Raw genomic sequence first — 25167 nt, forward strand, 5'->3', positions numbered from 1 at the left:
AGGCCTTTACTATTGTATCGAGTGGGCTGACTACGCCGAGAAAGAGGAGCCGCAGCCGCAGGTGCTCTTCGCCTGGGGGTTGTTGAACACGAAGCCACGGGCATTCAGGCCATCCTGGAAGTCAACCTCCATGCCCATTACGTACATGGCGTGCTTCTTATCCATGATCAGCTTCACGCCATCTAGGTCGAAGGTTTCGTCCTGATCTTTGGCTTTGTCGAAGCCGAGCAGGTAGCTCAGGCCCGAGCAGCCTCCGCCCTGGACGCCTACGCGAAGACCGTATTCAGCGGGTACATTTTTCTCGGTGAGAATATTCCGGACCTCCTCCAAGGCGCGCGAGGTGAGGGTAATGGGAGCAAGTTTCGTGGAGACGGCCGTTGCCATAGTGTGTTCGTCGTTAGAGAAGTAAGGCGACAAAGATACGAAGACGGCGGCAGTAGCAACATGCTTCGTCGAGGACGAGCGGGGTACTACCGGAGTACGTACTTCGTTTGAGACCTTAACAACAAACTAGGGCCTCCGGTTCACCGTCTATATTTGTGCAGCCCTAGGCCACTAGGCAGCGTATTGCCTACTAGCGCGCCTGTTACTAGTGGTTCGCTAGCCTAGTCCTGGTTCCCTAAAAAATTCTCTAGGCCACTGGCCAATTCTTCTAGCCTTCCCCTTCGTATAGCCCCTCATGGATTCTACCGCGTACTTCTTCGACCTGCTCAAGATTATTCTGCCGGCCCTCATTGTGGCGGGCACCATCTACTTTCTGTTTCAGCAGTTTCTCGAAAAAGAACAGCAGCGCCGCCTAGTAGAGCTGCGCCTGGAAGCTAGCAAAACCACATTGCCCCTGCGCCTGCAGGCCTTGGAGCGAGTGACGCTGCTGCTAGAGCGTATCACGCCCAGCAACCTATTGGTTCGGGTGAGCAGTGCGGGCATTTCGGCCGTTGACTACCACCGCCTGCTGCTCCAGGAAATCAGGGCTGAGGTGGAGCACAACCTGAGCCAGCAGCTCTATATGCAGCCCGAAACCTGGGCTTTCGTGAAGCAAGGCCAGGAAAACGTGGTAAACCTAATTAACACGCAGTTCCGCAGCCTGCCCAACGCGCAGCAAGCCCGGGGCCCGGAGTTAGCCAAACGCATTCTAGAAAGCCTGATGACTGATGAAGCCGACCCCACGGCCCAAGCCCTGATGGCCGTAAAGCGCGAGGCCGTAGCCATGTTCTAGGTTGCAAAACCCTAAAACGGTCATTCCGATCGAAGCGAGGAATCTGGGTCAGACTCTATTGAGTAACTCAGATTCCTCGCTTCGATCAGAATGACCGTTTTAGGTCAATTGCTGATCTGCTTTACCGGCTGCCCAACGGGCCTGTGGGGCGAGAGCGGAGGTCTTGCTTCACTTCCTGCTCTTTTAGCTTTTTGCAGGTAATTAGAATCAGGGCATCACCGCTCATGGCATTTTCGTCGTAGCTCATATGCACACGTTTGGCGTTCCAGGCGTAGCGCTGGGCGAAACGATTGTTTTGCACGCCAGGGCCTGCCTGCTCCTGCAGTGCTTCGAGCACGCTCTGGCTATTGGTTTGCCCGTGAGTTTTCAGCATCACTACCGAAAGCTTTCCCTGATAGAAGCCGTACGTGATGTCGGCTACCTCACCACTGCCCAGCTTTTTCTGCTCGCCGGTGCGGCGGTAGTATTGGGTTTTGCCGGCCTTTTCGGCGAGTACCATGTCTTTGTAGCTGGAAACGGACGTTTCAAAGCGTGCTCCATGAAACCCATATGTATCATCGAGGGTCTGGAGGCTGGCTTCACTGTCTTGAGCTAGGGCCGCCGCTACGGGTAGCGTGAGTAAGGAAATAGTGGCGAAGAAGGATTTCATAAGCAAGTAAAAGGCGACAACAACGCCGCCGGAAGCGGATAGAGCAGTATCCCGGTGAAATACTATAATGCAAATAAAGTATAATAAATGAGCCCGAACGCCTATAAGGGCATTCGGGCTCAACAATTACCTGGGGCTAGGCCTATACTGCTGCTAGCTGGGCATCAATAGCGCGCTGATAGCAAGCCTCATAGCGGGGAACGATATTATCGACGGCAAATTCCTCGGCCCGAACACGAGCGGCTCTTTTGAAGCGAGGCAGGTTGTCTTCTTCGAGAACGTACAGAGAGTTTTTTACCATATCGGCCACATCGCCCACGTTGCTGACCATACCGGTTACCCCGTGCACGTTCAGCTCCGGAATGCCACCCGCGTTGGTGCTGATAACCGGCACCTCACACGACATAGCTTCCAGGGCGGCCAGCCCGAAGCTTTCTTTCTCGGAGGGCATGAGAAACAGGTCGGCAATGCTGAGCACTTCCTCTACGGCTTCCAGCTTGCCCAAAAAGCGCACGTCGTTGCTGAGCAGGCCTAGGTCGCGGCAGATCTTCTCGATGCGGGGCCGGTCGGGACCATCGCCTACGAGCAAGAGTTTGGCCGGTATCTCTTTCCGTACTCCATCAAAGATGTGCACTACGTCCTCCACCCGCTTCACCGAGCGGAAGTTGCTGGTGTGCACCAATAGTTTTTCACCGTCAGGGGCAATAGCGGCCTTGAAGTGGCCTTTATTCTGCTTCTTGAAGCGCTCTAGGTTGATAAAGTTGGGGATTACTTCAATGTCTTTCTCAATGGCAAAGTACTCGTAGGTCTCGCGGCGCAAGTCTGCCGAAACCGCCGTCACCCCATCCGACTGATTGATGCTGAAGGTAACCACCGGCTCGTAGCTGGCATCTTTGCCCACCAAGGTGATATCGGTGCCGTGCAGGGTGGTGATGACGGGCACCCGAATGCCTTTGGTGATAAGAATCTGCTTGGCCATGTAAGCCGCGGAGGCGTGCGGAATGGCATAGTGCACGTGTAATACATCCAGCTTTTCGTTCTGCACGATATCCACCATTTTGCTGGCCAGCGCCAATTCGTAGGGCGGAAACTGGAACAGCGGATACGGCGGAATGTATACTTCGTGGTAAAACAGGTTCTCGTTAAAGAAGTCGAGGCGAACGGGCTGGCTATAGGTAATAAAATGGACACGGTGTCCTTTCAGGGCCAGCGCCTTGCCCAGCTCAGTTGCCACGACGCCGGAGCCGCCGAAAGTAGGGTAACAGACAATGCCGATATTCATGGGAGCTTGAACTAGCGCCCTGCCGGAGTAGACTAGGGCGAAAAGGGGAGTGAGAAAGTGAAACGGGGGGTACTTCAGCGTCCAACGGACACGGCCGGAGCCGGAGCGTTGCGGCCGCCGAGAGGAAGCTCCGCATTAAATTTTAGTTACGTACCGCCGGCCGTTAGGTAAGCGGCAAAAAAACCGGCGGCAAGTCATCCCGTTTGGATGCCTTGCCGCCGGGGCAAATTAGAGAAGCAAAAGAGTCTGACAACAGATCATGTTTTCTGCAACGACTTGTAAATCACGTCGTGGATACGGGTGCGGATGTTGAACTGACGCAGCTTGTTGTTGCCAGCGTCGGGGTACACACGGTTAGAAAGAAAGATATAGAGGATTTTGTTTTCGGGGTCCATCCACACGCAGGTGCCCGTGAAGCCTGTATGCCCAAAAGTGCTGGCCGGCGACAGGTTACTGGTCGGCCCCTCCGGCTTCGATGGGTCGCCCCGGTCCCAGCCTAACCCCCGGCGGCTACCGGCCTCCTTGCTACCCGCAAACTCTGATACCACGGGCGTTTGGAAAAACTTTTGCCCCCCGTAGCGGCCATTTTGCAGATTCATCTGCATCAAAATAGCCAAGTCGTTAGCATTCGAGAACAAGCCCGCGTGGCCCCCAACTCCGCCGAGCATGGCGGCCGTTTGGTCGTGCACGTTACCTTGCAGCAGCGTACGGCGGTAGTAGGTATCGTTCTCAGTGGGCGCAATGCACGACTTCGGGAATTTGTCCAGCGGATTGTAGGTCATAGTGCCCAACCCGAGAGGCTGGTAGAAATTCTTCTGCAGGAAAGCGTCGATGGGCTGCTGTAGGAGCTTTTCGGCCACGCGCTTCAGCACAATAAAGCTCAGGTCGCTGTACTCAGTGGGGTACTTGCCTTTCACCTTGGGTAGCAAGCTGGAGCGCTGCACCCACACCCACACTGAGTCGTCGGCCGTTTTCAGGCTGTAGAGGTTTGGGGTCACTTCCCGGGGGAAATCGGGGGAGGCGGTGCTGGCGTAAAACGTGGGCTTGGGGCCTGTTTTAGTTACCGTTTTCTCCCAGGTAGCAATGCCGGGTTTGAGGCCCGCTTGGTGCATCAGCACGTCGCGCACCGTCATGTCCTTCTTGTTGGTCGACTTTAACTCCGGTAAGTAGGCCGCTACTCGCTCATCAAGGTTGAGCTTGCCTTGGTCTTTCAGGTACATGATGGCCTGCAGCGTGCCCGCTACCTTCGTGACGGAAGCCAAGTCGTAGAGGGTGCTGCTGTTTACAGGCTGCGACTTATCGTAGGTGCAATAGCCATAGCTCTTGTCGAAAACCACCATTCCGTCCTTAGCCACTAACACTTGGCATCCCGGCGCGGCCGCGTAGGCCACTGATTCCAGCGCTACGTTATCAATCTGAGCCAGTACGCGCGAGTCTAGGCCAGTCGCCTCAGGAGTACCATAGCGCAGGCGCTTGTAGTCGGGGGTGGGCAGGCCTAGGCCTGCTTTCAACGTTTCCGATACCGTAACGGGCAGGCGGCCCTTGGCTGGCAGGGCGCCAAACAGCACCTGCGGCATTACCAGCTGCGAGGCATAGTTGTCTTCGTAGCCGCACACCAGGGTCCGGGCATCGGCGAGGCTCTTGAGCGCATAGGCATTGCCAAAAGCCACCACCACAGTTTTGATGCGGGGGTTCGCCTGCAGGTCTTTCAAAAACTTCAGCGCGCCATCCCCAATACCATAGTTATGAGCGGGCGTGTTGTTCATGTTGTGCAGGCTTACCACCACCACATTGTAGGGAGTAAGGCGATTGAGCAAGCGGGCAAATGAGGAGTCGGGGGCATAGCGGTTAGGCACGGCGTACACCGGTCCGCTTTGGTACTTGCCCATAATCTCCTTGTAAGTCGGTGCGTCGGAGCCGATGGTAACGGCCGCAATGCGCAACGTGTCGAGGCGCAGGAAGGGTAGGAGGCCGTCGTCGTTCTTTACAACCGTAGTAGCATGCTCATAAATCTGCTGCTGCACCGTGCGGCTGGCTGGCCGGTTCAGGTTGGTCATCAGATTGGGCAAATCAACGGGCTGGTAGCGGTTAAGCCCGGCCCAGTACTTGGCCCGCAAGATCTTGCGTACCCGAGCGTCTACGTCGGCCTGATCGAGCTTACCAGCGGCCAGAATGTCCTTAATCTTCTGAATGGCCATGGGCACATCCTCCGAAAACAAGAGCACATCGTTGCCAGCAGCCAAAGCCAAGGCGTCTAGCTCGCCAGGTTTGTAGAGGTTCGACACGCTTTTCATGTTCAGCGCATCCGTAAACACTAGGCCACGGTAGGCCATCTTGTCCTTGAGCAGACCCGTCACCAAGTTCTTGGAGATAGTGGCCGAGAGCGTCCGGACGGTGTCGAACAGGGGCATGTAGAGGTGGCCTACCATCACGCCCATCACGCCCGCCTCAAATGACTTCTGGAAGGGGTATAGGTCTACGCTGGTGAGGCGGGCCATGTCGGAGTTGATAACCGGCAAGGCCACGTGTGAGTCCACGTCGGTGTCGCCGTGGCCGGGGAAGTGCTTCACTACGGCCATGATGCCATGGTCCTGCAGGCCCCGGATGTAGGCCACTCCGCGCTTGGCTACTTGTTCTTTATTCTCCCCGAAGGAGCGGTTGCCAATGACGGGGTTGCTCGGGTTGGAGTTGACGTCGATAACGGGCGAGAAGCTCACGTGCACGCCCAGCGTCTTCATCTTCAGGGCAATTTCGCGGCCCATCTGGTACACGTACTGGTCGTCGTCCATGGCACCAAGGGTCATGCCCTTAGCGAAGTGCATGGAGCTGTCGAGGCGCATGTCTAGGCCCCACTCGGCGTCCATGGCCACCAGCAGGGGCACCTTGGCGCTGGCCTGATAGCGGTTAGCAAGGATAGCCTGCCGGCGCGGGCCACCCTGCAGAAACATGAGCCCGCCGATGTTATAGTTCTTAACCAGGAAGTCGATGTACTGGGCGTGCTTACGGTCCTTGTTGGAGTAAGCCGCCACCATAAACAGCTGGCCTAGGCGCTGATCGGGGGTAAGCGAGTTGAAAACACTATCGACCCAGTTTTGCTCGGCTACCGACATCGGGCGCACCTCTTCCACGCGGGGAGCGGAGGAGGAGATGATCAGACCCGTGATGGCCAGGAGGAGCAAGAAGAGTCCAATCCGAAAGTCTTTGAGCATCGGCTCCCGTAGTTCGTGCTGAGGTTAATGTAAGGTGAAAAGCGCGGCAAAAGCCCTACTTTTGCCTCCTCCTAGAAGCGTGTGAGGAGAGTATTCCGGCTAAACCAGAAGCCCATTTGCTGGCCCTCGTGCCTTGCCTTCGCAAGCTCCTAACGTATGCGCGGAAGATTCCGTCCCACGCAGCACACACAAAAGTTGGCCGCAAACTTACGGATATTTTCCCGACGCTGGTTGTTATCAGGCGGATAGCTGTCGATTTCACCTCTGCGCTTCATCTCATTTTTCTTCTGTTTTTAGGTAGTTATGGCCGATATTATTCAGCTACTTCCCGAATATTTAGCCAACCAAATTGCCGCCGGCGAGGTGGTACAGCGTCCGGCTTCGGCGGTGAAGGAGCTGCTGGAAAATGCCGTGGACGCTGGCGCCACGCAGGTGCAACTCATCATTAAGGAAGCCGGCAAGCAGCTGGTGCAGGTAGTCGATAATGGTACGGGGATGTCGGCCACCGATGCGCGCATGAGCCTGGAGCGCCACGCCACCAGTAAGATTCGCACCACGGACGACCTGTTTCGCATTCGCACCCTGGGCTTTCGGGGCGAGGCTTTGGCTAGTATTGCGGCCGTGGCCCAGGTGGAGCTGCGCACCAAGCAGCGCGGCCAAGACACGGGAAGTCTGCTGCTGGTAGAAGGCTCCCAGATTACAAGCCAGCAGCCCGTAGCCTGCCCAGATGGCACCAGCATCAGCGTGAAGAACTTGTTCTTCAACGTGCCCGCCCGCCGCAACTTCCTTAAGAGCAACGCCGTGGAAATGCGTCATATCCTGGACGAATTTCAGCACGTGGCCCTAGCGAATCCGCAGATCAGCTTTTCGCTTTTTCAGAATGATCTGGAAGTGTTTAACCTGCCGGCCGGCAAGCTGAGCCAACGCATTGTGGCCTTACTAGGTAATGGCTATAAGGAGCAACTGGCCCAAGTAGAAGAGGTTACGCCATTTATTTCGGTGAAGGGCTACATCGGCAAGCCCGAGTCGGCGAAGAAGAGCCGGGGCGACCAGTTTTTCTTCGTAAACAACCGTTTTATTCGCTCGGCCTACCTCAACCACGCGGTGCTGACAGCCTACGAGGGGCTGCTGCCCAAAGACACGCACCCGTTTTACGTGCTGTTTTTGGAGCTCGACCCCAAGACCATCGACATCAACGTGCACCCCACCAAAACGGAAATCAAGTTCGAGGACGAGAAGACCGTGTACGCCATTGTGCGGGCCGCCGTAAAGCAGAGCCTAGGTCTGCATAACATGGCCCCCTCGCTGGACTTTGAGGGCGACGTAAACTTTGCGCCCATTCAGCCCCTGCGCCTGTCGGGCAACGAGCAAAACCCCTTTGCCGGCGACTTCAAGCCCGACGCGCTGGCCTCGGCGGCGGCCCGCGCTGCCAGCACGCCCAGCAAGAGCGAGCAGCGGCCCAGCCGCTCTTCTGAGCCCTACGAGCGTCAGCTGCCACCCCGTCCCACCGACCAGGCCAAGCGTGAGCTAGAGGAGTTCTATAAGAGCCTGCAGCAGGTGAAGGTGCCTGATATTGAGCGCGAGGCCACGGCCATTGGCGTGCCGGTGCCATCGGCGGCAGCTATTGCGGCGGCCCGCCAAGCCGAGGAAGCCGCTCAGCAGACCACGCCCGAGCAGCCGGCTACTCCTACAACTGGCCTAGCCGCGCCGGTAGCTCCGCTAGGCCAGTCGGAAGCGGCACCGTTTGTAATGCCGGCGCCGTCGGCGGCTTCGCCGGAACTGCCCCTGCGGGAGGCGGCCCCCAGCGCGGCCCCCGGTAACAAAGTGCTGCAGCTGCACCAGCAATACCTCATGGTGCCCGTGAAATCGGGGGTGATGCTGATTGACCAGGTAGCGGCCCGCGAGCGGATTCTGTTTGAGCAATATGCCCAGGCGCTGGAGCGCGAAACCAGTGCTTCGCAAACGCTGCTGTTCCCGCGCTCCGTCACGTTTACACCCCAAGACTTTGCCATTTTGCGCGAAGTAGAAGAGCCACTTAAAGCCTTGGGCTTCCGGTTCTCCGATTTCGGCAAGTACACCATTGCTGTGGAAGGCATTCCGGCCGATGTGCCAGCCCGCGACGAGAAGGAACTACTGGAAGGGCTTATTGAGCAATTCCGGACCCACGCTGGCCCTGTAAAGCTCGACCGGCGTGAGCAGATGGCGCGGGCACTGGCCCGGCGGGTAGCGGCTAGCGCCGCTGGCAACCGCCTTACTGAGTTTGAAATGACGGCCCTAGTGGATAAGCTCTTTGCCTGCTCCGTGCCCAACTACACGCCCGATGGCCGCCGCACTTTGGTGCTGCTAGAGTTAGGTGAGTTGCAAAGCTTCTTCACTCGCTGAGTGGCCTAGTGCTATATAAAGGCATTAAGGGTGGGCCTCAACTTACTGCTCTGCGGATTTTTACTATCCGAGAGCAGTAAGTTGAGGCCCACACTACGTGTAAGTCCGGCCAAAAATCTGGTCGGGCCGTACTCAGCAAGGGCACCAAAGTCATGGGCTTTGCTAGGCCACCTCATCACCCGTTCCAGCGCAAATCAGCGACGCAATGTTTCAACTGACTCCTATGGTCCGCAATCTGCTCATCGCCAACGTGGTGGTGTTTTTTGCGGCAATGCAGATCAACCCTCTTAGCGCTCTGGCGCTGTACCCCATTGGCTCTCCGCTGTTCCAGCCCTGGCAGTTCCTAACCTATATGTTCGTGCACGCCAACCTAGGCCATATCTTCTCCAACATGCTGGGGCTGGTAGTATTCGGGCCGATGCTGGAGCAGCGCTGGGGCGCCAATCGTTTCCTGACGTATTGGCTGATCTGTGGCCTAGGAGCTGCTGTTCTCTACAATGGCCTGCGCACTTACGATGGGCAAAGGATGCGCCATGATATTGAAGCGTTTCAGGCCGAGCCGACGGACGTAAACCTCATGGACTTCGTAGACCATAACGCTTCGGAATTTAGAGAACCGTTTGCAGTGGTAGCGCGTCAGCTGCACGCCACCCCCGACGACCAGGGCCTGATCAACAGTGCGCTGGAAAGCATGAACACCATCTATCAGCGGAGCATGAGTAGCCCCATGGTGGGAGCTTCAGGTGCTTTGTTCGGTATCATGATAGCCTTTGCCTTTTACTTCCCAAACACTCCGCTCATCATCTTCCCGTTGCCCTTCCCAATTAAGGCCAAGTATTTGGTGGTGCTGTACGGGCTATATGAGTTCTACCAGGGAGTACACCGGGCACCCGGCGACAATGTGGCGCACTTTGCGCACCTCGGGGGATTATTAGTGGGGCTGGTGGTGTTATTATTCTGGCAGCGCAACCGCACCCGCATGTACTAAGCTTAGGCCACTAGCTAATACTGGAAACCTAGTGCTATACTTGCCACGCTTACCGTCAGGTTGGCAGCAAGACGGGGCCTCCTGAAAGGTTGCCTGAAAATTGCGACGCCTGCTCGTATCATTCGGCGTGGCGGGTCGTTATTTCTACAGCTTGCCTGCCTCTTCCGTTCTACCCCTGTTTGTCCACCTATGAGTATTGTCAATGACATTCGCACTGCCTTCAGTCGCCGCGACAATGCGCTAAATCAGCTGTTGCTGATTAATGTGCTGGTGTTTGTGGGACTGGTAGTGATGAAAGCCATCATGTTCCTGACCGGGACCGACGCGTACTACGAGAACGTCCTGCGGCAATTTCAGTTGCCCGCCGAGCCGGCGGCCGTACTACGCCACCCCTGGACTCTGCTAACGTACGCGTTTACCCACGAGGGCTTTTTTCATATTCTCTTCAACCTGCTTAACCTATACTGGTTTGGTGCTCTGGTGCGCGAGTATCTCGGCGATAAGCGCCTAGTAAGCTTGTATATACTGGGAGCCCTGGCCGGAGCAGTTCTGTTCCTGCTGGCGTTTAACCTAATTCCGGCGCTGCGGATCTATCCTAACGTGTCGGTGGTGGGCGCATCGGCGGCCGTAACTGCCATCATCATGGCGGCTGCTACGCTGCTGCCTGAGTATACGTTCAACCTGTTTCTGTTCGGGCCGGTCCGCATTAAATACATTGCGGCGGTGGTTATCCTGCTGTCTATCATTGCTATCAACCAGGGCAACCCCGGCGGTGGCATTGCCCACATTGGGGGCGCCATAATTGGCTTCCTGTTTATCAAGCAGCTGCAAGCGGGCCGCGACCTGGGCCGGCCGGTGCAGGCTGTGGGCGAGTTTGTGGGTGGCCTACTCAGTGGCCGACCTCGCCTGCGCGTAACGCACCGCAACACTACGGCCCCGGCGGCCGCCCCAGCTAAGAAAGGCACCCTGCCCAAGCCCGAGCAAGACGAAATTGACGTGATACTGGACAAGATTTCTCGCTCCGGCTACGAAAGTCTCTCCAAGGACGAAAAGCAAAAGCTCTTCCGCGCCAGCCAGAAATAGTGGCCTAGTCGTTAAAGCCAACATCTATTAAGAAGTAAGAGCCCCAGAACTGAGTTCTGGGGCTCTTGCGTTTTCAAGGAAGTAAAGATGTTACTGGCCTAGGGTATGTCGTACTTGATATCTGACTCATTGTGGGTATAGAAATAGGCGTAGTTGCCGCACATGGTTTCCCAGCCGGCCACCGTAGCGTATTTCTGCTTCATTATGTCTTCCCAGGCAAGGCGCATTTGGCGGGCGCACACCAGCGGCCGGACTTGGCCTACGCCCGTACCCAAGCCCGGAATGCCAACGGTCTTAATGACTGACTTTATGGGCTCACCGGTGGTCAGGCGCCCGTGTTCCAGCAAGAGCAGCAAGGCCCGCATAGCATGGTACACGTTAGGCCCACGCGTAATAGTCATGGGCGTGCGCATAGTTGGCGCCGCAATCAGGTAAGGAAATAGCGGGCTGCCGGTAGGAAGTATTTCGGCCTGGCCTACGAGCAGCTCGCCGTAATGCTTCTCACGGATGAGGCGCTGCAAGTCTTTCTCCAGGTGCCAGCCCAGGTTTTTGGAGATGGCGAAGTCGATGCCGCCATTCATGTAACCGAAACTGTTGGCCGGGCTTACTAGCGCATCGGCGGGGAAATCAAAGATAGAACCGTGCTGAACGGTTACCTGCGGAACATCGGCGAATACGCGCTGCCAGGCGGCTACTACCTCCTGGTTGGTGTCAATGAAGTTAAAGTGCATAGAATGGTTTCAGGCAGAAACATACGCAGAAACCAGGGGAGTAGTAAGCAGGGTGGCCTAGAATCCAAGAATGAAAAAACCGGCCGCCCCACACGAGTGTAGGACGGCCGGTTCAGAGCCTTCGGGAAAAGCAAGGAGCTTAGGCCGTGGCCTTGCTCATGTTGTCGAGGGCGTCCATTACTTCTTTTACGTGGCCGCGCGAGGTTTCCAGCAGGGCTTTCTCCTCGTCGTTCAGCTGCAGCTCGATTACTTTCTCAATGCCGTTTTTACCGAGGATAACCGGCGCACCCAGGTACACACCGTTGATGCCGTACTCGCCCTGCAGCTCAATGCACACGGGGAACACGCGGCGCTGGTCGCGCACAATGGCTTCTACCATCTGAGCCGCAGCGGCGCCGGGCGCGTACCACGCCGAGGTACCCATCAGCTTCACCAACTCACCGCCACCTACGGCCGTGCGCTGCACAATGGCGTCCAGCTCTTCTTTGCCGATCAACTCGGTTACAGGAATGCCGCCCACCGTGGTGTAGCGGGGGAGGGGCACCATGGTGTCGCCGTGGCCACCCATGAGTACGGCCTGAATGTCTTTGGGGCTTACGTTGAGGGCCTCCGCCAGGAAGGCGCGGTAACGAGCCGTGTCGAGGATGCCGGCCATGCCAAACACCTTCTCGCGGGGTAGACCCGAGGTAAGGTGAGCTTGGTAGGTCATCACGTCGAGCGGGTTCGACACTACAATAATGATGGCGTTGGGCGAGTATTTCACCACTTGCTCAGTTACCGTCTTCACGATGCCGGCGTTGGTCGAAATCAGGTCGTCGCGGCTCATGCCGGGCTTGCGGGGCAGGCCCGAGGTAATTACTACCACGTCGGAGTCAGCGGTGCGGCTGTAGTCGTTGGTGACGCCAACGGTGCGGGAATCATACCCAATGATGGGGGCTTTCTGCCAGATATCGAGGGCCTTGCCTTCGGCGAAGCCTTCTTTGATGTCTACCAGTACAATCTCATTAGCAATTTCGCGGGTGGCCAGTACATCAGCGCAGGTTGCGCCTACGTTGCCAGCTCCAACTACGGTAACTTTCATTGGGATGGAATATGGGTGTGAGATGTGGGTTAGGCCGTAAAGCTAACCGAAAACCCGTTCTGGAAAACTTAGAAGCAGCGAAAGTTCGCCTGTAGCATCTAACCTGCTCGTTAGGAAGCCGAAAAATAGTGGCCTAGGCCTCTATTGCTATGCCTAATAAGGCTAGGTAATGGCTACACTATATAGAATAAGGTTCAAACAACCCTATCAGAAAGCTCCAACTGCGCAGCCGAGTGTGACCGTGTCCTCGGTGCCGCATAAAACAGCAACCATTCAAATGGACCAACGTCGACCCCAGCAGACCGACTACTTGGCCTATCATTATCCTCGATACATTGTACCAGTAGCCCAAGCTATTAACAGCATGGGCCGCTGGCGTATTAGGAGCGTGGTCTCATGGGCGTTATCTCTGACTAGGGTTGTACGTACCATGAGAGGCCTAGCCAGTTTGCGTGCGTATGAGAAACCCCATGTCGCGTTATGTTCCCCGCACCCGCCGTGCCGTGGGTAGTCTTCTGAAGCTACACGATGCGCCGTGGCGCTGGAAAGTAGGTCTGGAAGCTGGGCTGGCTATTGGCCTGCCCGTGGCGGTATTCACACTGGCGGGTGAGCAGATGTGGGGCTTGCAAGCGGCGTTGGGTAGTTTCACGGCCTTGTATGGAGCCTCGCTGGGGCGCCAAGACCGCGCCCGGCTTCTGCCCTTTGTGGCGGTTGGGCTGGTGCTGGCCGCGGCGTTAGGGGTAGCCTGCGCCAACAGTGCGTGGCTGACGGTTGCTGGCTTGGGTGTGGTGGGAGCCTTGGCTTCTACGCTGGTGTTAGGCTTGCGGCTGGGGCCGCCCGGCCCCCTGATGTTTGTGTTGGTGGCCGCCGTGAGCGGGCACATTGCCGCTCCCGCAGAGCTAGACGGTGCCGCCCAACCGGGCCTCCGGCTGCTGGGGTTAGTCGCCGCCGGAGCTGCCCTGGCCTACCTAGTAGTCGTGCTACCGTTGCTGGTACCAGGCAGGCGCTATCCGGAACCACTAGGGCTGCGTGTGCTGCTGCCGCGCTTAAGCTTTGACCGGGATACCGCAGCCGTGGCCCTACGCGTGGTGGCCGCCATACTGGTAGCTAGTGTGGTGGCTAGGCCATTAGGCGCGCACCGCGTGTACTGGGTAGTGCTGACGGCGGTGGCAGTGCTGCAGGCTAGCCCATCGCGGCAGCTCACTGGCCTACGGGCTGCGCATCGAGTGGTGGGCACGGTGCTGGGAGTAGGCCTATTTGAGTTGCTTTCCTTGTTGCACCCAACAGGCCTGGGGCTGGTAGCTGCGCTCATGCTGTTGCAAGGTGCCACGGAGGTAGTAGTGGCCCGCAATTACGCGCTGGGGTTGCTCTTTATTACGCCCATTGCTCTGCTAAACGCCACCGTTGGCCACGCCGGCAATACACTGGTTACAGTAGAAGGGCGCGTGCTAGATACCTTGCTGGGCGCTGGCATTGCGCTGGTGTTGTTCTGGGGTAGTGAGAGGCTACTGCGTTTACAAGCCAACAAAGTGCTGGCACAGTAGAGGAAAGCTACCTAGGCTCAATACATAAAAGAGCCCGAAGAGCAGCACGCTGAACTCATCAATGCATACTACTCTTCGGGCTACTCTTTGCGGCAGGCCTAGGCCACTACATTCGCTTCACTATCAGCACGCGCTCGGTTTCTTCGGTTACTTTGAAGCGCTCGTCGGGGCGGAAGCCGATAACCCAGGCAATCTTGCCGTCGGCGGAGCACAGCACCTGCACGTTGTCTTTGAGGTTGAGGGGTACTTTCTGGTCGATGAGGAAGTCGGAGAGCTTCTTCTTGCCCTTCATGCCGATGGGCATAAACCAGTCGCCTTCCTGCCAGGCCCGTACAATGAGCGGGAACTTCAGCGCATCGGCATCCAAGGCAGCCACAGCCTTGCCACGCGGAATGTCGAAGCCCTCCGCTACCTCATGCAGCTCGGTGCGCAGATGTAAGCCATCAATTTTGAGGGCTTCCTGGCCTAGGGCCAGCTGGTGGGTGCCAAACTTCGTGAGGTTTTTGCGGGTAATAACCAACTGCTCCCGGTCTTTCACCAGCCGGTGCGTGGGTGACTCAAAGCGGCGGCCCGGCTCTGCCCCGAAGCTCTGCACGATGTCCTTGGTGACGATGTAAGAGAAGCCGAAGGGCCGCAACAGCTCGTGCAGCACCAAGGTGGTAGCAGCCGTTTTCTGCAGCATCCGGATATCCAGGTACGTCGCATCGTCTTCCTGGCGCTGGGCCTGGGCGGCGGTGTCTTCTACGTAGCGGCGTACAATTTCCTCGGCCCCGCCCACGCGCTCTGCGGTAATCTGCAGGGTCTGGTCGAGGTTGGGATTGATGTCGCGCAGTACGGGCAGCACCTCCAGACGGAGGCGGTTGCGCTGGTACACGGGGCTGTCGTTGCTGGCATCTTCGCGCCACATCAGGTGGTGCTCCACCAGGTAATCGTACAGTTCCATTTTGCCGATGGGCAGCAGAGGGCGCACGAGGTAGTCATTTTTGGGCCGGATGCCGTGCAGTCCGGCTAGGCCAGTCCCGTGAGTCAGATTGAGCAGCATGGTCTCGGCGGCGTCACGCTGGTGGTGGGCGGTGGCAATGTAGGCCAGTCCCTGGGTCTGGCGCAGGCGCTCAAACCACTCGTAGCGCAGGGCCCGGGCCGCCATCTGCGTGGAGATGCCTTCCTGCTCGGCAAACTGCTTGGTCTGGAAGAACTCGGCGAAGTACGGCACGTCGTACTTCTTGGCCAGCTTGCGCACAAACTGCTCGTCGGCATCTGCCTCCTCGCCGCGCAGCCCGAAGTGGCAGTGGGCCATGGCAAACGGCTGGCCCAGCCGGTGCAGCACATCGGCCAGCACCACCGAGTCCATGCCCCCGCTGACAGCTACCAGCAACGTATCGGTAGGGGAGAAGAGGTCTTGTTCTTGTATGAATTGTTGAATGCGGTCGAGCATGGGGAGGGTTGGAAGCTAAGAACTAAAAGCTAGTTACCCTCCTTAGTTAAGGAAGGGCTAGGGGTGGTTGAAGTGGCCTAGAACATTAGTCAGAGCTAAAACTAGTTTCTAGTAGCAGTTTAACGCTCCGGTCAACCGCCCCTAGCCCCTCCTTAGCTAAGGAGGTGAACTAGCCTTTTAGCTCTAGCTTTAAAGGCCAATCAGATTAGCTCCGATCTGGCCTAGGCCTGTACTATTCCACAAAGAAAACCGTTACCGACGGGCCTTCTGTACCTTTGCCCCGAAATGTCATTCCCGAAGTCACTTTTTCTTCTGTTTTTCCTGCTGCTGCCGTGGTTGGCCGCGGCCCAGCAGCGCCCGGCGGCGCGCCCCACGCCGCTTCCGAAAGGCCAGCCGATTGACCTAATTAGTGCTGGTCAGCTGCAGGGTGGTTCGTTCAATGGCGTCCAGATCCGGAAGCTGCTCGGCAATGTAAGCCTCCGGCAGGGAACCACGCTGCTTTACTGCGACTCGGCTTACCAGTACACTGAGCGCAACGCCCTGGAGGCATTCAGCAAAGTGCGCATCATCCAGAACGATACCATCACCATCACCGGCGACCGGGGCTTCTATGATGGTGATACTCGCAAGGCGCGCATGACCGGCAACGTGACCCTGCGCGACCCGCGCATGACGCTCACCACCCAGCTGCTCGACTACGACCTCAACCGCAACCTGGCCTACTACAGCACCGGCGGCCACCTCCAGGATCCTGAGAACACCCTGGATAGTCAGTTTGGCTACTACAATACCGCCTCCAAAGTGTTCAGCTTCAAGCGCGACGTAAAGCTGATTACCAAGGAAAACACCATCGACACCGATACGCTGCAGTACAACACCATTACCAAGGTGGCCTACTTCTTCGGGCCCACGCGCATCAAGGGGCCGCAGGGCAACCTCTACGCCGAGAATGGCAATTACAACACCGTAACCAAAGTCTCGAACTTCGCCCGGAACGCTAAAATTGAAACGCCTAACTACTTACTAGGTGGCGACAAGCTGTTCTATGATGAAGCCCGGCAGTACGGCGTGGCTACCGGCAACGTCTCGATGACGGCTAAGAAGGACAACATCGTGATTCGTGGCGACATTGGCCGTTACTGGCGAGGGCAGGGGAAGGCCAAGATTTATGGCGCCCCTGTGATGCGCAATATCAATGAGAAAGATACCCTGTACCTGGCTGCCGATACGCTAGTGAGCCTTGAGGGTAGGCCACCCCAGAACAAGGCCGGGGTAATCTACGCTTACCGGAAAGTCCGCATCTTCCGCGCCGACCTGCAGGGCCGCTGCGACTCGCTGACCTACGACCGGCAAGACTCCATTATCTATCTGAGCCACGACCCGGTGCTCTGGAACAACAAGAACCAGCTCACCGCCGATAGCATGGAGATTCAGCAGCGGAAGGGGAAGATCGACCAGATGCGCCTCTACGGGCACGCCTTCAGCATTGGGCAGGATACCTTGCTGAACTTCAACCAGGTAAAAGGCCGCAACATGGTGGCCTACTTTGGGGAAAAGGCCATAAAAAAAATTGACGTGCTTGGCAACGCAGAGAGCCTCTATTATGCTCTTGAGGGTGATACGGCCGTGTCGGGCGTTAACCGGGCACTTTCCGCCACAATGGCCATGCGGTTCGCCGAAAGCAAGCTGCAGACCATTACCTTTCTCACCAACCCCGACGCTAGCTTTATTCCGCCCAATGAGCTGAAGCCGGAAGATGCCAAACTGCCTGGCTTCCGGTGGCGACCCACGGAACGACCCACCCGCCGCCAAACGTTAGGTAAGCACTTCGCCCCGCCGCCCAAGAAAAAGGCTCCGGCCAAAAAAACCATTCCTAAGAAGAAAAGCCCCGCCGCTCCGGCCAAGAAACAGCCCAAAGCCAGTACGCAGGCTCCTAAAGCGGTTACCCGCACACAGTAAATGGATGAATAGCCGGGTTACCGAAGCCAGTACTGGAGTTCATCCCGCCTATCTGAGATTTAAGACCATTTCGTTACCTTTGCGCCCTTATGCTCTCTTTTCGCCCTACCTTCTTTGTTCTGTTATTGAGCGCGTTGCTGCTCGGCTCTTGCACGGGCTACCAAAAGCTGCTCAAGAGCAGCGACGTGAACAAGAAGTACGAAGCCGCTATTCAGTACTACGATAAAGGCGACTATTTCAAGGCCGGTACGCTGCTCGAAGAGCTGATTCCGTTGCTGAAAGGTCGCCCGGAGGCGGAGAAAGCGCAGTTTTACTTCGCTAACACCAACTTCAAGCAGCGTAACTACACGCTGGGAGCCTACTACTTTAAGACCTTCTACGAAACGTACCCGAACTCGCCTCTGACCGAGGAGGCCATGTTCCTACATGCCAAGTCCCTCTTCCGCGACTCTCCGGAGTTTCAGTTGGACCAGACCAATACGTTTACAGCCCTGGAGGGCATTCAGGAGTTCCTGAACCGCTACCCCGAGAGCAAATTTCGCCAGGAAACGGAGGGGATGTCGCAGGAGCTACAGAAGAAGCTAGAAAGCAAGGCCTTCCTCAGCGCCCGCCTCTACTACGACCTGCGCTATTATCAGTCGGCCGTAACGGCCTTTACCGGCTTTCAGCAGCAATATCCTTCTTCGGCTCTGAATGAGCAGGCGGCGTACTACAAGCTGAGTGCCCAGTACGACCTAGCCAAGGAAAGCGTGCCGGAAAAGCAGCGCGAGCGGTACCTAGAGGCCATTGCTTTCTACCAGAGCTTCATTGATACTTACCCACAAAGCAAGAACCTCAAGGACGCCGAGCGGATGTACGACACGGCCCGCGCCGAGGTAGATAAGCTGAAGCCCGCCGAAACCACCGCGGCAAAGTAAATGCACTGATGTTGGGAGTTGTTAGCCTTAGCAGCTCTTCAAAAAATCAGCACATTAGCATTCCCTAATCAATCATCAGCACATCAGAAGATCAAGTCATATGAAAACTCCTAACAACGTTTCTGCTTCCATCGTGACCCGCAACATGTCGGAATTCGCCAATGAAACCGGCAACGTATACGAGAGCATCGCCATCATCTCGAAGCGCGCAAACCAGTTGGCCGTGAAGCTGAAAGAGGAGTTGAACGGCAAGTTGGCCGAGTTTGCCACCACCGTCGACAACCTGGAAGAAGTATTCGAGAACCGTGAGCAGATCGAAATTTCCAAGCACTACGAGCGTCTGCCCAAGCCCACCAACCTCGCTATTGAGGAATTCCTGGAAGGCAAAGTGATGTACCGCACCGAAGAAGAAGTGGCCCAGCTGCCAGAAGCTCGTCGGGCTGAGTAGTCTGCCTAGTTTCTAGACAAACACATATGTCGTCGCTGCACGGGCGTAAGATATTGTTGGGCGTTTGCGGAAGCATTGCAGCCTACAAATCGGCGTTGCTGGTGCGACTCCTGGTTAAGGCCGGGGCAGAGGTACAGGTAATCCTGACACCCTCGGCCCCGGCCTTTGTCACGCCCTTAACTCTGGGTACACTCTCCAAAAACCCGGTGTTGCAGGGTTTTCTAAAGGATGAGCGGGCAGGGGAGTGGCACAACCATGTGCACCTAGGCCTCTGGGCCGATGCCCTGGTTATTGCGCCCGCCTCGGCAAATACGCTAGGCCACCTAGCCAACGGACTCTGCGACACTCTGCTCGATGCGGTGTATCTCTCGGCCCGTTGCCCGGTGTTCCTGGCCCCCGCCATGGACCTGGACATGTACCAGCACCCCGCTACGCAAGCTAACTTGGCTCGCCTGCGACAGTACGGTAACACCGTCTGGGATTCGCCTTCCGGAGAACTGGCGAGTGGCCTAGCCGGACCCGGTCGCATGCTAGAACCAGAGGACATACAAGCGGAGCTGGAGCGGTTTTTTCTATCGATAGGAACGTCATCCTGAGTGCAGCGAAAGATCTTATCATGTAATAAACGACTGGCCTAGCGCCGCGAAGAACCATAGGTAAGGTCCTGCAGTACGCTCAATATGACAGGCTTCTACCTACCTGATCAACATAATGCGCGTTTTAGTTACGGCCGGCCCTACATATGAGCCCCTCGACCCGGTTCGGTTCATTGGCAACCACAGCACCGGCAAAATGGGCTATGCGTTAGCTGAGGCCTTTGCCGCAGAAGGAGCGGGGGTGACACTGGTAAGCGGCCCCACTAGCCTGCCCGACCCCGCCAATCCGCGCATTACCACTCAGCGCGTACAAACTGCCGACGAGATGTACGCCGCCGCTGCCGCCGTAGCGCCGGAAGCCGACATCTGGGTGTTTGCGGCCGCCGTGGCCGACTACAAGCCAAGTCAAGCTGCCGAAAACAAGATCAAGAAGGACGGCGATACGCTTACCCTGGAGCTGGTGAAGAACGTGGACATTGCCGGCACGCTCGGCCACACCAAGCGCCCTGAACAATATTCCGTGGGTTTTGCGTTGGAGACGAATAACGAGCAGGCCTACGCCCTCGACAAGCTCCGGCGCAAGAACTTCGACCTAGTGGTGCTGAACTCCTTGCGCGACGCTGGAGCTGGTTTCCGCCACGATACCAACAAGGTATCGCTGCTGGAAGCCGGGGGGCAAACAACTATCTTTGAGTTAAAGCCCAAGACTGCGGTGGCCCGCGACATTGTTGAGACTGTTCTTGCCCGCTACTCCCGCCATGCGTAAATCCTTTTTGCTTCTTCTGCTATTTCCGCTGTTACTGACCCGTCCGGCCCGCGCCCAAGAGCTCCTGGCCGACGTGCAAATCACGACGGAAAACGTGACGATTACGGACCGCCAACTGGTGCAGCAGATGCAGAAGGATATCCAGACGTTTCTGAACACGCGCTCGTTCACCCGGCAGACTTACCGTCCCCAGGAGAAAATCAGGTGCCGTTTCGCCATTGGCATCACCGAGATTCCGCAGAACGGTACCTATCGGGCCACAGTACGGATAATCAGCACCCGCCCGGTGTACGGTACTGGCTACGAAACCAACTTGCTGAGCTTCGCCGACAAGGGCTGGGTATTCAACTACACGCCCCAGAACCCGATTGATTTCTCGGAAAATACCTTTGTCGGCAATTTGTCTTCGCTCCTGACTTTCTACGCCTTCACTATCATTGGCATGGATCAGGACAGCTTCTCGCCCCTCGGCGGCTCGCCTTACTACGACCGGGCCCGCACGGTACTTACCAACGCCGCCTCTCAAAACTCTACTAACGAGCAAGACCCAGGCTGGAAGGATACGGAATCAGGAAACCGCTATTGGCTGCTCAACAATCTGCAGGATCCACAGCTAGAAGCTTTCCGGAGCGGCATGTACGCTTACTACCGCCAAGGCATGGATATCTTCATTACCAAGCCTGAAGAGGCCCGTGTTAACATTGCCACGGCCTTGCAAGGGGTGCAGCAAGCCGTACAGCGTAGGCCAGGTACCTTGCTCGCCCGAGCCTTCTTTACTACGAAATCGGATGAAATAGCCAATGTATTTCGCAGCAGCCCCGACCAGCAACAGAAGGTGCAGGTAGCGACGTTGCTCTCGGAGGTTGACCCCACCAACTCAGCGAAGTATCAGGCCATTATGCAGCAGCGCTAGGGCTCTAAAAAATTCTTTTGCGAATTTAATTGGTAATTAGCTAAATGAGTTAGTAGCTTTGGGAAGCTACTACGCCGGCTGTGTCTAGGCTGGTGTGGTAGCTTTTCTCTTTGTCAGCTACGGCCGTATGCCCGGCCCTCATTTGGTTTGCTATGCTAGTTGACCTGCGCATTCGCAACTACGCCCTGATTGAGCAGCTGGAGCTGCGACCCTCGGCACTACTTAATATTATCACTGGTGAAACTGGCGCGGGCAAGTCCATCATGCTCGGCGCTATTGGCCTGCTGCTCGGTAACCGCGCCGACTCGCGCATGCTCTTCGACACGGAGAAGAAATGCGTGATTGAAGGCCAGTTCGACATTTCCAGCTACCAGCTCCAAGATATTTTCGAATCCGAAGACCTCGACTACGACACCCAATGCATTCTGCGGCGGGAGATTAGTCCGGCCGGGAAGTCGCGGGCCTTCGTGAACGACACGCCTGTAACGCTGGAGACGCTGCGTAACATTGGGGCCAACCTGATGGACATTCACTCCCAGCACGACACCCTGTTGCTTGGCGACGCGGTGTTCCAGCTGAACCTGCTGGATCTGTACGCTGGCCTAGTACCCACCCGCGCCCAGTACAGTAATGCCTACCGCCAGTACCGCAAACTGGAGGCTGACCTAAAGGCCCTGGAAGACCAAGTAGCCCAGGCCAATAAGGAGCTAGACTATCACACTTTCCTGCTCAACGAACTGGAAGATGCCCGCCTCGACAACGAAAACCAGGAGGAAGTTGAGCAGGAAGTAAAGCAGCTAGAGCACGCCGAGGAAATCAAGTACAAGCTGACCCAGGCTCTGCAAAGCCTAACGGAAAGCGAGTACTGCGCTACCAGCGGCCTGAAGGAAGCCGCCACGCTGCTAGGCCAGGTCTCGGCCTATGCCGACTCGTTTAAGGAGTTGAAGGAACGCCTGGATAGCTGCCTAATTGAACTGCACGATATTTCTGATGAGATTGAAGCTGCCGAGCGCCGCACCGAAGGCGACCCCGCCCGCATTGATGAGTTGCAAGGCCGCCTGAACGTACTCTACAGCCTGCAGCGCAAGCACCAGGTGCGCGATGTAGTGGCCCTGCTAGCCGTGCGCTCGGAGCTGCGCGACAAAGTGGGCTCGGTGCTGAACCTGGACAAGCAGATTTTCCGCCTCCGCCGTGATGCCGAAGCTGCCTTGGCTACCGTGACCAAGCAAGCCGCCCGTTTGTCGGAAGCCCGCCGCAAGGTGTTCCCTAAATTTGAGAAGGAACTCGTAGGCTTATTGGCCGAGCTAGGCATGCCGCACTCGCGCATTGTGGTGCAGCACCAGGCCGGTGCCCCCGCCGCCAGCGGCATCGACCTCATCGGCATCTTATTCACGGCCAACAAGGGCGCTCAGCCCCAGACCCTGAGCAAAGCGGCCTCGGGCGGTGAATTCTCGCGCCTTATGCTGTGCATCAAGTACATGCTGGCTGACAAAACCGCCCTGCCTACCATCGTGTTCGACGAAATTGACACGGGTATCAGCGGGGAAATTGCGGTGAAAGTAGGCCGCATGATGCAGCAGATGGCCAAGAAGCACCAACTCATTGCCATCAGCCACCTGCCCCAGATGGCCGCCGCCGGCGATGCGCACTACTTCGTGTACAAAGAAGACCGCGCCGACCGCACCGTGAGCCGCATCCGGACCCTGGACCTGAACGAGCGCATCCAGGAAATTGCCCAGATGATTTCCGGTGCCAACCCCAGCCAGCACGCTTTCCAGAGTGCCCGCGAACTGTTGGCCATGCGTGGCGAAGAGTTGGTAGGTTAGAAAGCAAAAGGCATAAAAAGAACGTCATGCTGAGCGTAGGCGAAGCATCTTTACTTCAGGCTAACTTATTTGATTAGCTCGGGTAGAGATGCTTCACTCATGCTTAGCATGACGTTCTTTATTTTTTTCGCCTCTTTTGTACTTCCAACCCTAATCAACTCCACTCGCCATATGTCTAGCAATCTGCTCGCTGGTAAGGTCGGTATCATCTCTGGTGCCCTAAACGAAGAATCTATTGCCTGGAAAGTAGCCCTGAAGGCCCATGCCGAGGGTGCCCGTTTTGTGCTCACTAACGCCCCCCTGGCCATGCGCATGGGTGAAATCAACAAGCTCTCGGAGCAGTGCAACGCGCCCATTATCCCGGCCGATGCCACCTCGATGGAGGATCTGGAGAAGCTATTCAGCGGCGCGCAGGAGCAACTGGGTGGCAAAATTGACTTCGTGCTGCACAGCATCGGCATGAGCGCCAACATCCGGAAGGGCAAGCACTACGGTGAGCTGAACTACGAGTGGTACCAAAAGACTCTCGACGTATCGGCCATGTCGCTGCACCGGATGCTGGCCGTAGCTGAGAAGCAGGACGCCTTCAATGAGTGGGGCTCGGTGGTAGCGCTATCGTACATCGCCGCCCAGCGCGCCTTCCTTGATTACACCGACATGTCGCAGGCCAAAGCTATGCTGGAAAGCATTGCCCGCAGCTATGGCCAGCGCCTCGGCAAGCTGAAGAAGGTGCGCGTAAACACCATTTCGCAGTCGCCGACCAAAACCACGGCCGGCACCGGCATCAGTGGTTTCGATGCGTTCTTTGAGTACGCCGACCGCTTGTCGCCTCTGGGCAATGCCCCCGCCGAAGCCTGCGCCGACTACTGCATCTCGCTGTTCTCAGACCTGACTCGCTACGTGACTATGCAAAACCTCATGCACGACGGCGGCTTCAGCACCACTGGCATCTCCGAGGAAATCGTGGAGCTCATCACCAACAGCAAGGCCTAGGCCAGGTAGTACCCGAATGCAACAAGCCCGACCAGCAATGGTCGGGCTTGTTGCGTTTGGGGCAAACCTTTCTTGCATTTAATAAAAGAAACGGCTGAGCGTCAGGGCTACTTCCGTGTAGGTACGTAGGGAATTGATTTCTAACCCCGCCTGTAGGCTGAAGGGTAGCGGGTGGGCTAGCCGCCCCTGCCACTGCCAGTAGCCGGGCCAGCGCGTTGCCTGCACTGAGGCGAAAAGCTGGTAGGGGTAAGGTAGGAACTCATGCCGCAGCCCCATACAATACCCGGTGCCTACCTGCTCGGCGGTTTCATGGCTTCCCGGCAAGGGGCGGTAGCGGGCGTGGCCCCCGCCTAACAGCAATACTGGAATGCGTCGGTTATAGCCTTGAGGCCCTACTGCAACAGTAAATAGGTAGCTGCGGAAGCTGATTCCTGCTTCGGTGGCCCGGAGTTGCTCATAGGCTACATTTTCCTCGATGGAAAGACGGTTGCTATTCATTAGAGATGGTAGCCGTAGTCCGGCTGTCAGGGCGTGGTTGCGGCTAAGGTTGGTCTGGTAGCCTACCGTGGCCGCCAATGACTTGCTAAAACGGCGAGGGCTGAAGACCCGGATGCTGCCGCCTAGTGGAGCGTAGCGCACCCCACTGGCAAGTCGTAACTCCATCTTAGGCCACCTCACCACCGATAAGTCGCAGAACTCACGGGAGTCGGGACGCAGGCGGATGGTGCTGGTGCTACCGGCCGCCACCCGTAGCTGCTGGGAAGTATAGCCGATGTAAGAAATAAGAAGCGTTACGCTGTCCGTAGCGGCGGGAAGGGTAAAGTATCCCTCATCAGTGGAAGAGATTCCGATAGTCGTATTCTGAAGCAGAATAGTGACGCCGGGCAAACCGACGCCGGTGTCGCCGTCGAGCACCCGGCCCGCTACTTGCGCCTGCTGAGCCACGGCGGAAAGGTGTGTTAGAGAAAAAATAAACAGTAACAGGTGTTTCATGGCAGGGGGCAAAGAGTACAGTAGGTAGATGCACCACTGGCCCGAATTCCATACCAGAGACCGGGAAATATTGGCAGCTGGCCACGGTTTAAAAAGGAGAGGACCAGCCAGCGGCTGACAGTTACCGTACTCTTAGGTGGCCTAGGAGGGCGTATA

General features: G+C 56.9%; 21 protein-coding genes. 13 read left to right on the top strand and 8 right to left on the bottom strand.

The features are described 5' to 3' along the window. Positions 1-30 precede the first annotated feature (30 nt). The gene (locus EU556_RS09570; RefSeq protein ID WP_135433575.1) at positions 31-384 is read right to left on the bottom strand and encodes a HesB/IscA family protein; all 354 of its coding nucleotides are present in this window, start codon (positions 382-384) and stop codon (positions 31-33) included. A gap of 295 nt (positions 385-679) precedes the next feature. Between EU556_RS09570 and EU556_RS09575 the strand changes: the two genes are divergently transcribed. After that, the gene (locus tag EU556_RS09575; RefSeq protein ID WP_135433577.1) at positions 680-1216 is read left to right on the top strand and encodes a DUF7935 family protein; all 537 of its coding nucleotides are present in this window, start codon (positions 680-682) and stop codon (positions 1214-1216) included. A gap of 121 nt (positions 1217-1337) precedes the next feature. Here EU556_RS09575 and EU556_RS09580 read toward each other — a convergent pair whose 3' ends face one another. The 3 genes from EU556_RS09580 to EU556_RS09590 form a co-directional block, all read right to left on the bottom strand. Next, entirely contained in the window at positions 1338-1865 is a 528-nt protein-coding gene (locus EU556_RS09580) for a hypothetical protein (protein ID WP_135433579.1), read from the bottom strand. Between the two features lie 142 nt (positions 1866-2007). Further along, positions 2008-3147, bottom strand: coding sequence for an N-acetyl-alpha-D-glucosaminyl L-malate synthase BshA (gene bshA, locus EU556_RS09585; RefSeq protein ID WP_135433580.1), 1140 nt, complete (start codon positions 3145-3147; stop codon positions 2008-2010). Positions 3148-3404: 257 nt separating this feature from the next. Further along, positions 3405-6356, bottom strand: coding sequence for a glycoside hydrolase family 3 N-terminal domain-containing protein (locus tag EU556_RS09590; protein ID WP_135433582.1), 2952 nt, complete (start codon positions 6354-6356; stop codon positions 3405-3407). 303 nt (positions 6357-6659) lie between these two features. Here EU556_RS09590 and mutL point away from each other — a divergent pair, with 303 nt between their 5' ends. The 3 genes from mutL to EU556_RS09605 all read left to right on the top strand — a co-directional run bounded on the left by mutL (position 6660) and on the right by EU556_RS09605 (position 10809). Continuing rightward, positions 6660-8738, top strand: a complete 2079-nt coding sequence (mutL, locus tag EU556_RS09595) for a DNA mismatch repair endonuclease MutL (RefSeq protein ID WP_135433584.1) — start codon at positions 6660-6662, stop codon at positions 8736-8738. A gap of 223 nt (positions 8739-8961) precedes the next feature. Beyond that, a complete protein-coding gene (locus EU556_RS09600) occupies positions 8962-9726 on the top strand; it encodes a rhomboid family intramembrane serine protease (RefSeq protein ID WP_167855527.1) in 765 nt (254 codons plus the stop codon). A gap of 189 nt (positions 9727-9915) precedes the next feature. Continuing rightward, complete coding sequence (locus EU556_RS09605; protein ID WP_135433588.1) at positions 9916-10809, top strand: rhomboid family intramembrane serine protease; 894 nt, start codon at positions 9916-9918, stop codon at positions 10807-10809. A gap of 98 nt (positions 10810-10907) precedes the next feature. On the opposite strand, the gene EU556_RS09610 is transcribed toward EU556_RS09605, so the two are convergent. Together EU556_RS09610 and mdh are read right to left on the bottom strand one after the other, a co-directional pair. Further along, on the bottom strand, positions 10908-11540 hold the full coding sequence (locus EU556_RS09610) for a macro domain-containing protein (RefSeq protein WP_135433590.1): 633 nt from the start codon (positions 11538-11540) through the stop codon (positions 10908-10910). 139 nt (positions 11541-11679) lie between these two features. Beyond that, the gene (mdh, locus tag EU556_RS09615) at positions 11680-12621 is read right to left on the bottom strand and encodes a malate dehydrogenase (protein ID WP_135433592.1); all 942 of its coding nucleotides are present in this window, start codon (positions 12619-12621) and stop codon (positions 11680-11682) included. Between the two features lie 470 nt (positions 12622-13091). Between mdh and EU556_RS09620 the strand changes: the two genes are divergently transcribed. Further along, positions 13092-14165: an FUSC family protein gene (locus EU556_RS09620; RefSeq protein WP_210116256.1), complete on the top strand. Its 1074-nt coding sequence runs from the start codon at positions 13092-13094 to the stop codon at positions 14163-14165. Positions 14166-14271: 106 nt separating this feature from the next. Here EU556_RS09620 and tilS read toward each other — a convergent pair whose 3' ends face one another. Continuing rightward, positions 14272-15600, bottom strand: a complete 1329-nt coding sequence (gene tilS / locus EU556_RS09625; protein WP_135433596.1) for a tRNA lysidine(34) synthetase TilS — start codon at positions 15598-15600, stop codon at positions 14272-14274. Between the two features lie 285 nt (positions 15601-15885). Here tilS and EU556_RS09630 point away from each other — a divergent pair, with 285 nt between their 5' ends. From EU556_RS09630 to EU556_RS09665, 8 genes are all read left to right on the top strand, one after another. Next, a complete protein-coding gene (locus EU556_RS09630; protein WP_135433598.1) occupies positions 15886-17559 on the top strand; it encodes an OstA-like protein in 1674 nt (557 codons plus the stop codon). Between the two features lie 89 nt (positions 17560-17648). Beyond that, positions 17649-18476: an outer membrane protein assembly factor BamD gene (locus EU556_RS09635; RefSeq protein ID WP_135433600.1), complete on the top strand. Its 828-nt coding sequence runs from the start codon at positions 17649-17651 to the stop codon at positions 18474-18476. A 100-nt stretch (positions 18477-18576) separates the two neighbouring features. Next, a complete protein-coding gene (locus EU556_RS09640) occupies positions 18577-18924 on the top strand; it encodes a DNA-directed RNA polymerase subunit omega (RefSeq protein WP_135433602.1) in 348 nt (115 codons plus the stop codon). A 26-nt stretch (positions 18925-18950) separates the two neighbouring features. Next, on the top strand, positions 18951-19520 hold the full coding sequence (locus EU556_RS09645; RefSeq protein ID WP_135433603.1) for a flavoprotein: 570 nt from the start codon (positions 18951-18953) through the stop codon (positions 19518-19520). A gap of 115 nt (positions 19521-19635) precedes the next feature. After that, positions 19636-20286, top strand: a complete 651-nt coding sequence (locus tag EU556_RS09650; protein WP_135433605.1) for a phosphopantothenoylcysteine decarboxylase domain-containing protein — start codon at positions 19636-19638, stop codon at positions 20284-20286. After that, a complete protein-coding gene (gene porD, locus EU556_RS09655; protein WP_135433607.1) occupies positions 20279-21199 on the top strand; it encodes a type IX secretion system protein PorD in 921 nt (306 codons plus the stop codon). Before EU556_RS09650 ends, porD begins: the two co-directional genes overlap by 8 nt. A 152-nt stretch (positions 21200-21351) precedes the next feature. After that, positions 21352-23025 carry a DNA repair protein RecN gene (recN, locus tag EU556_RS09660; protein ID WP_135433609.1) on the top strand — a complete coding sequence of 558 codons (1674 nt, stop codon included), beginning with the start codon at positions 21352-21354 and terminating at the stop codon, positions 23023-23025. A 171-nt stretch (positions 23026-23196) separates the two neighbouring features. Then, complete coding sequence (locus EU556_RS09665; RefSeq protein WP_135433611.1) at positions 23197-24018, top strand: enoyl-ACP reductase FabI; 822 nt, start codon at positions 23197-23199, stop codon at positions 24016-24018. 78 nt (positions 24019-24096) lie between these two features. On the opposite strand, the gene EU556_RS09670 is transcribed toward EU556_RS09665, so the two are convergent. Next, positions 24097-25011, bottom strand: a complete 915-nt coding sequence (locus EU556_RS09670) for a carboxypeptidase-like regulatory domain-containing protein (RefSeq protein WP_135433613.1) — start codon at positions 25009-25011, stop codon at positions 24097-24099. Between the last annotated feature and the right edge of the window lie 156 nt (positions 25012-25167).

Origin of the sequence: Hymenobacter fodinae (assembly GCF_004745825.1) — a bacterium.
Classification (GTDB): Bacteria; Bacteroidota; Bacteroidia; order Cytophagales; family Hymenobacteraceae; genus Hymenobacter; species Hymenobacter fodinae.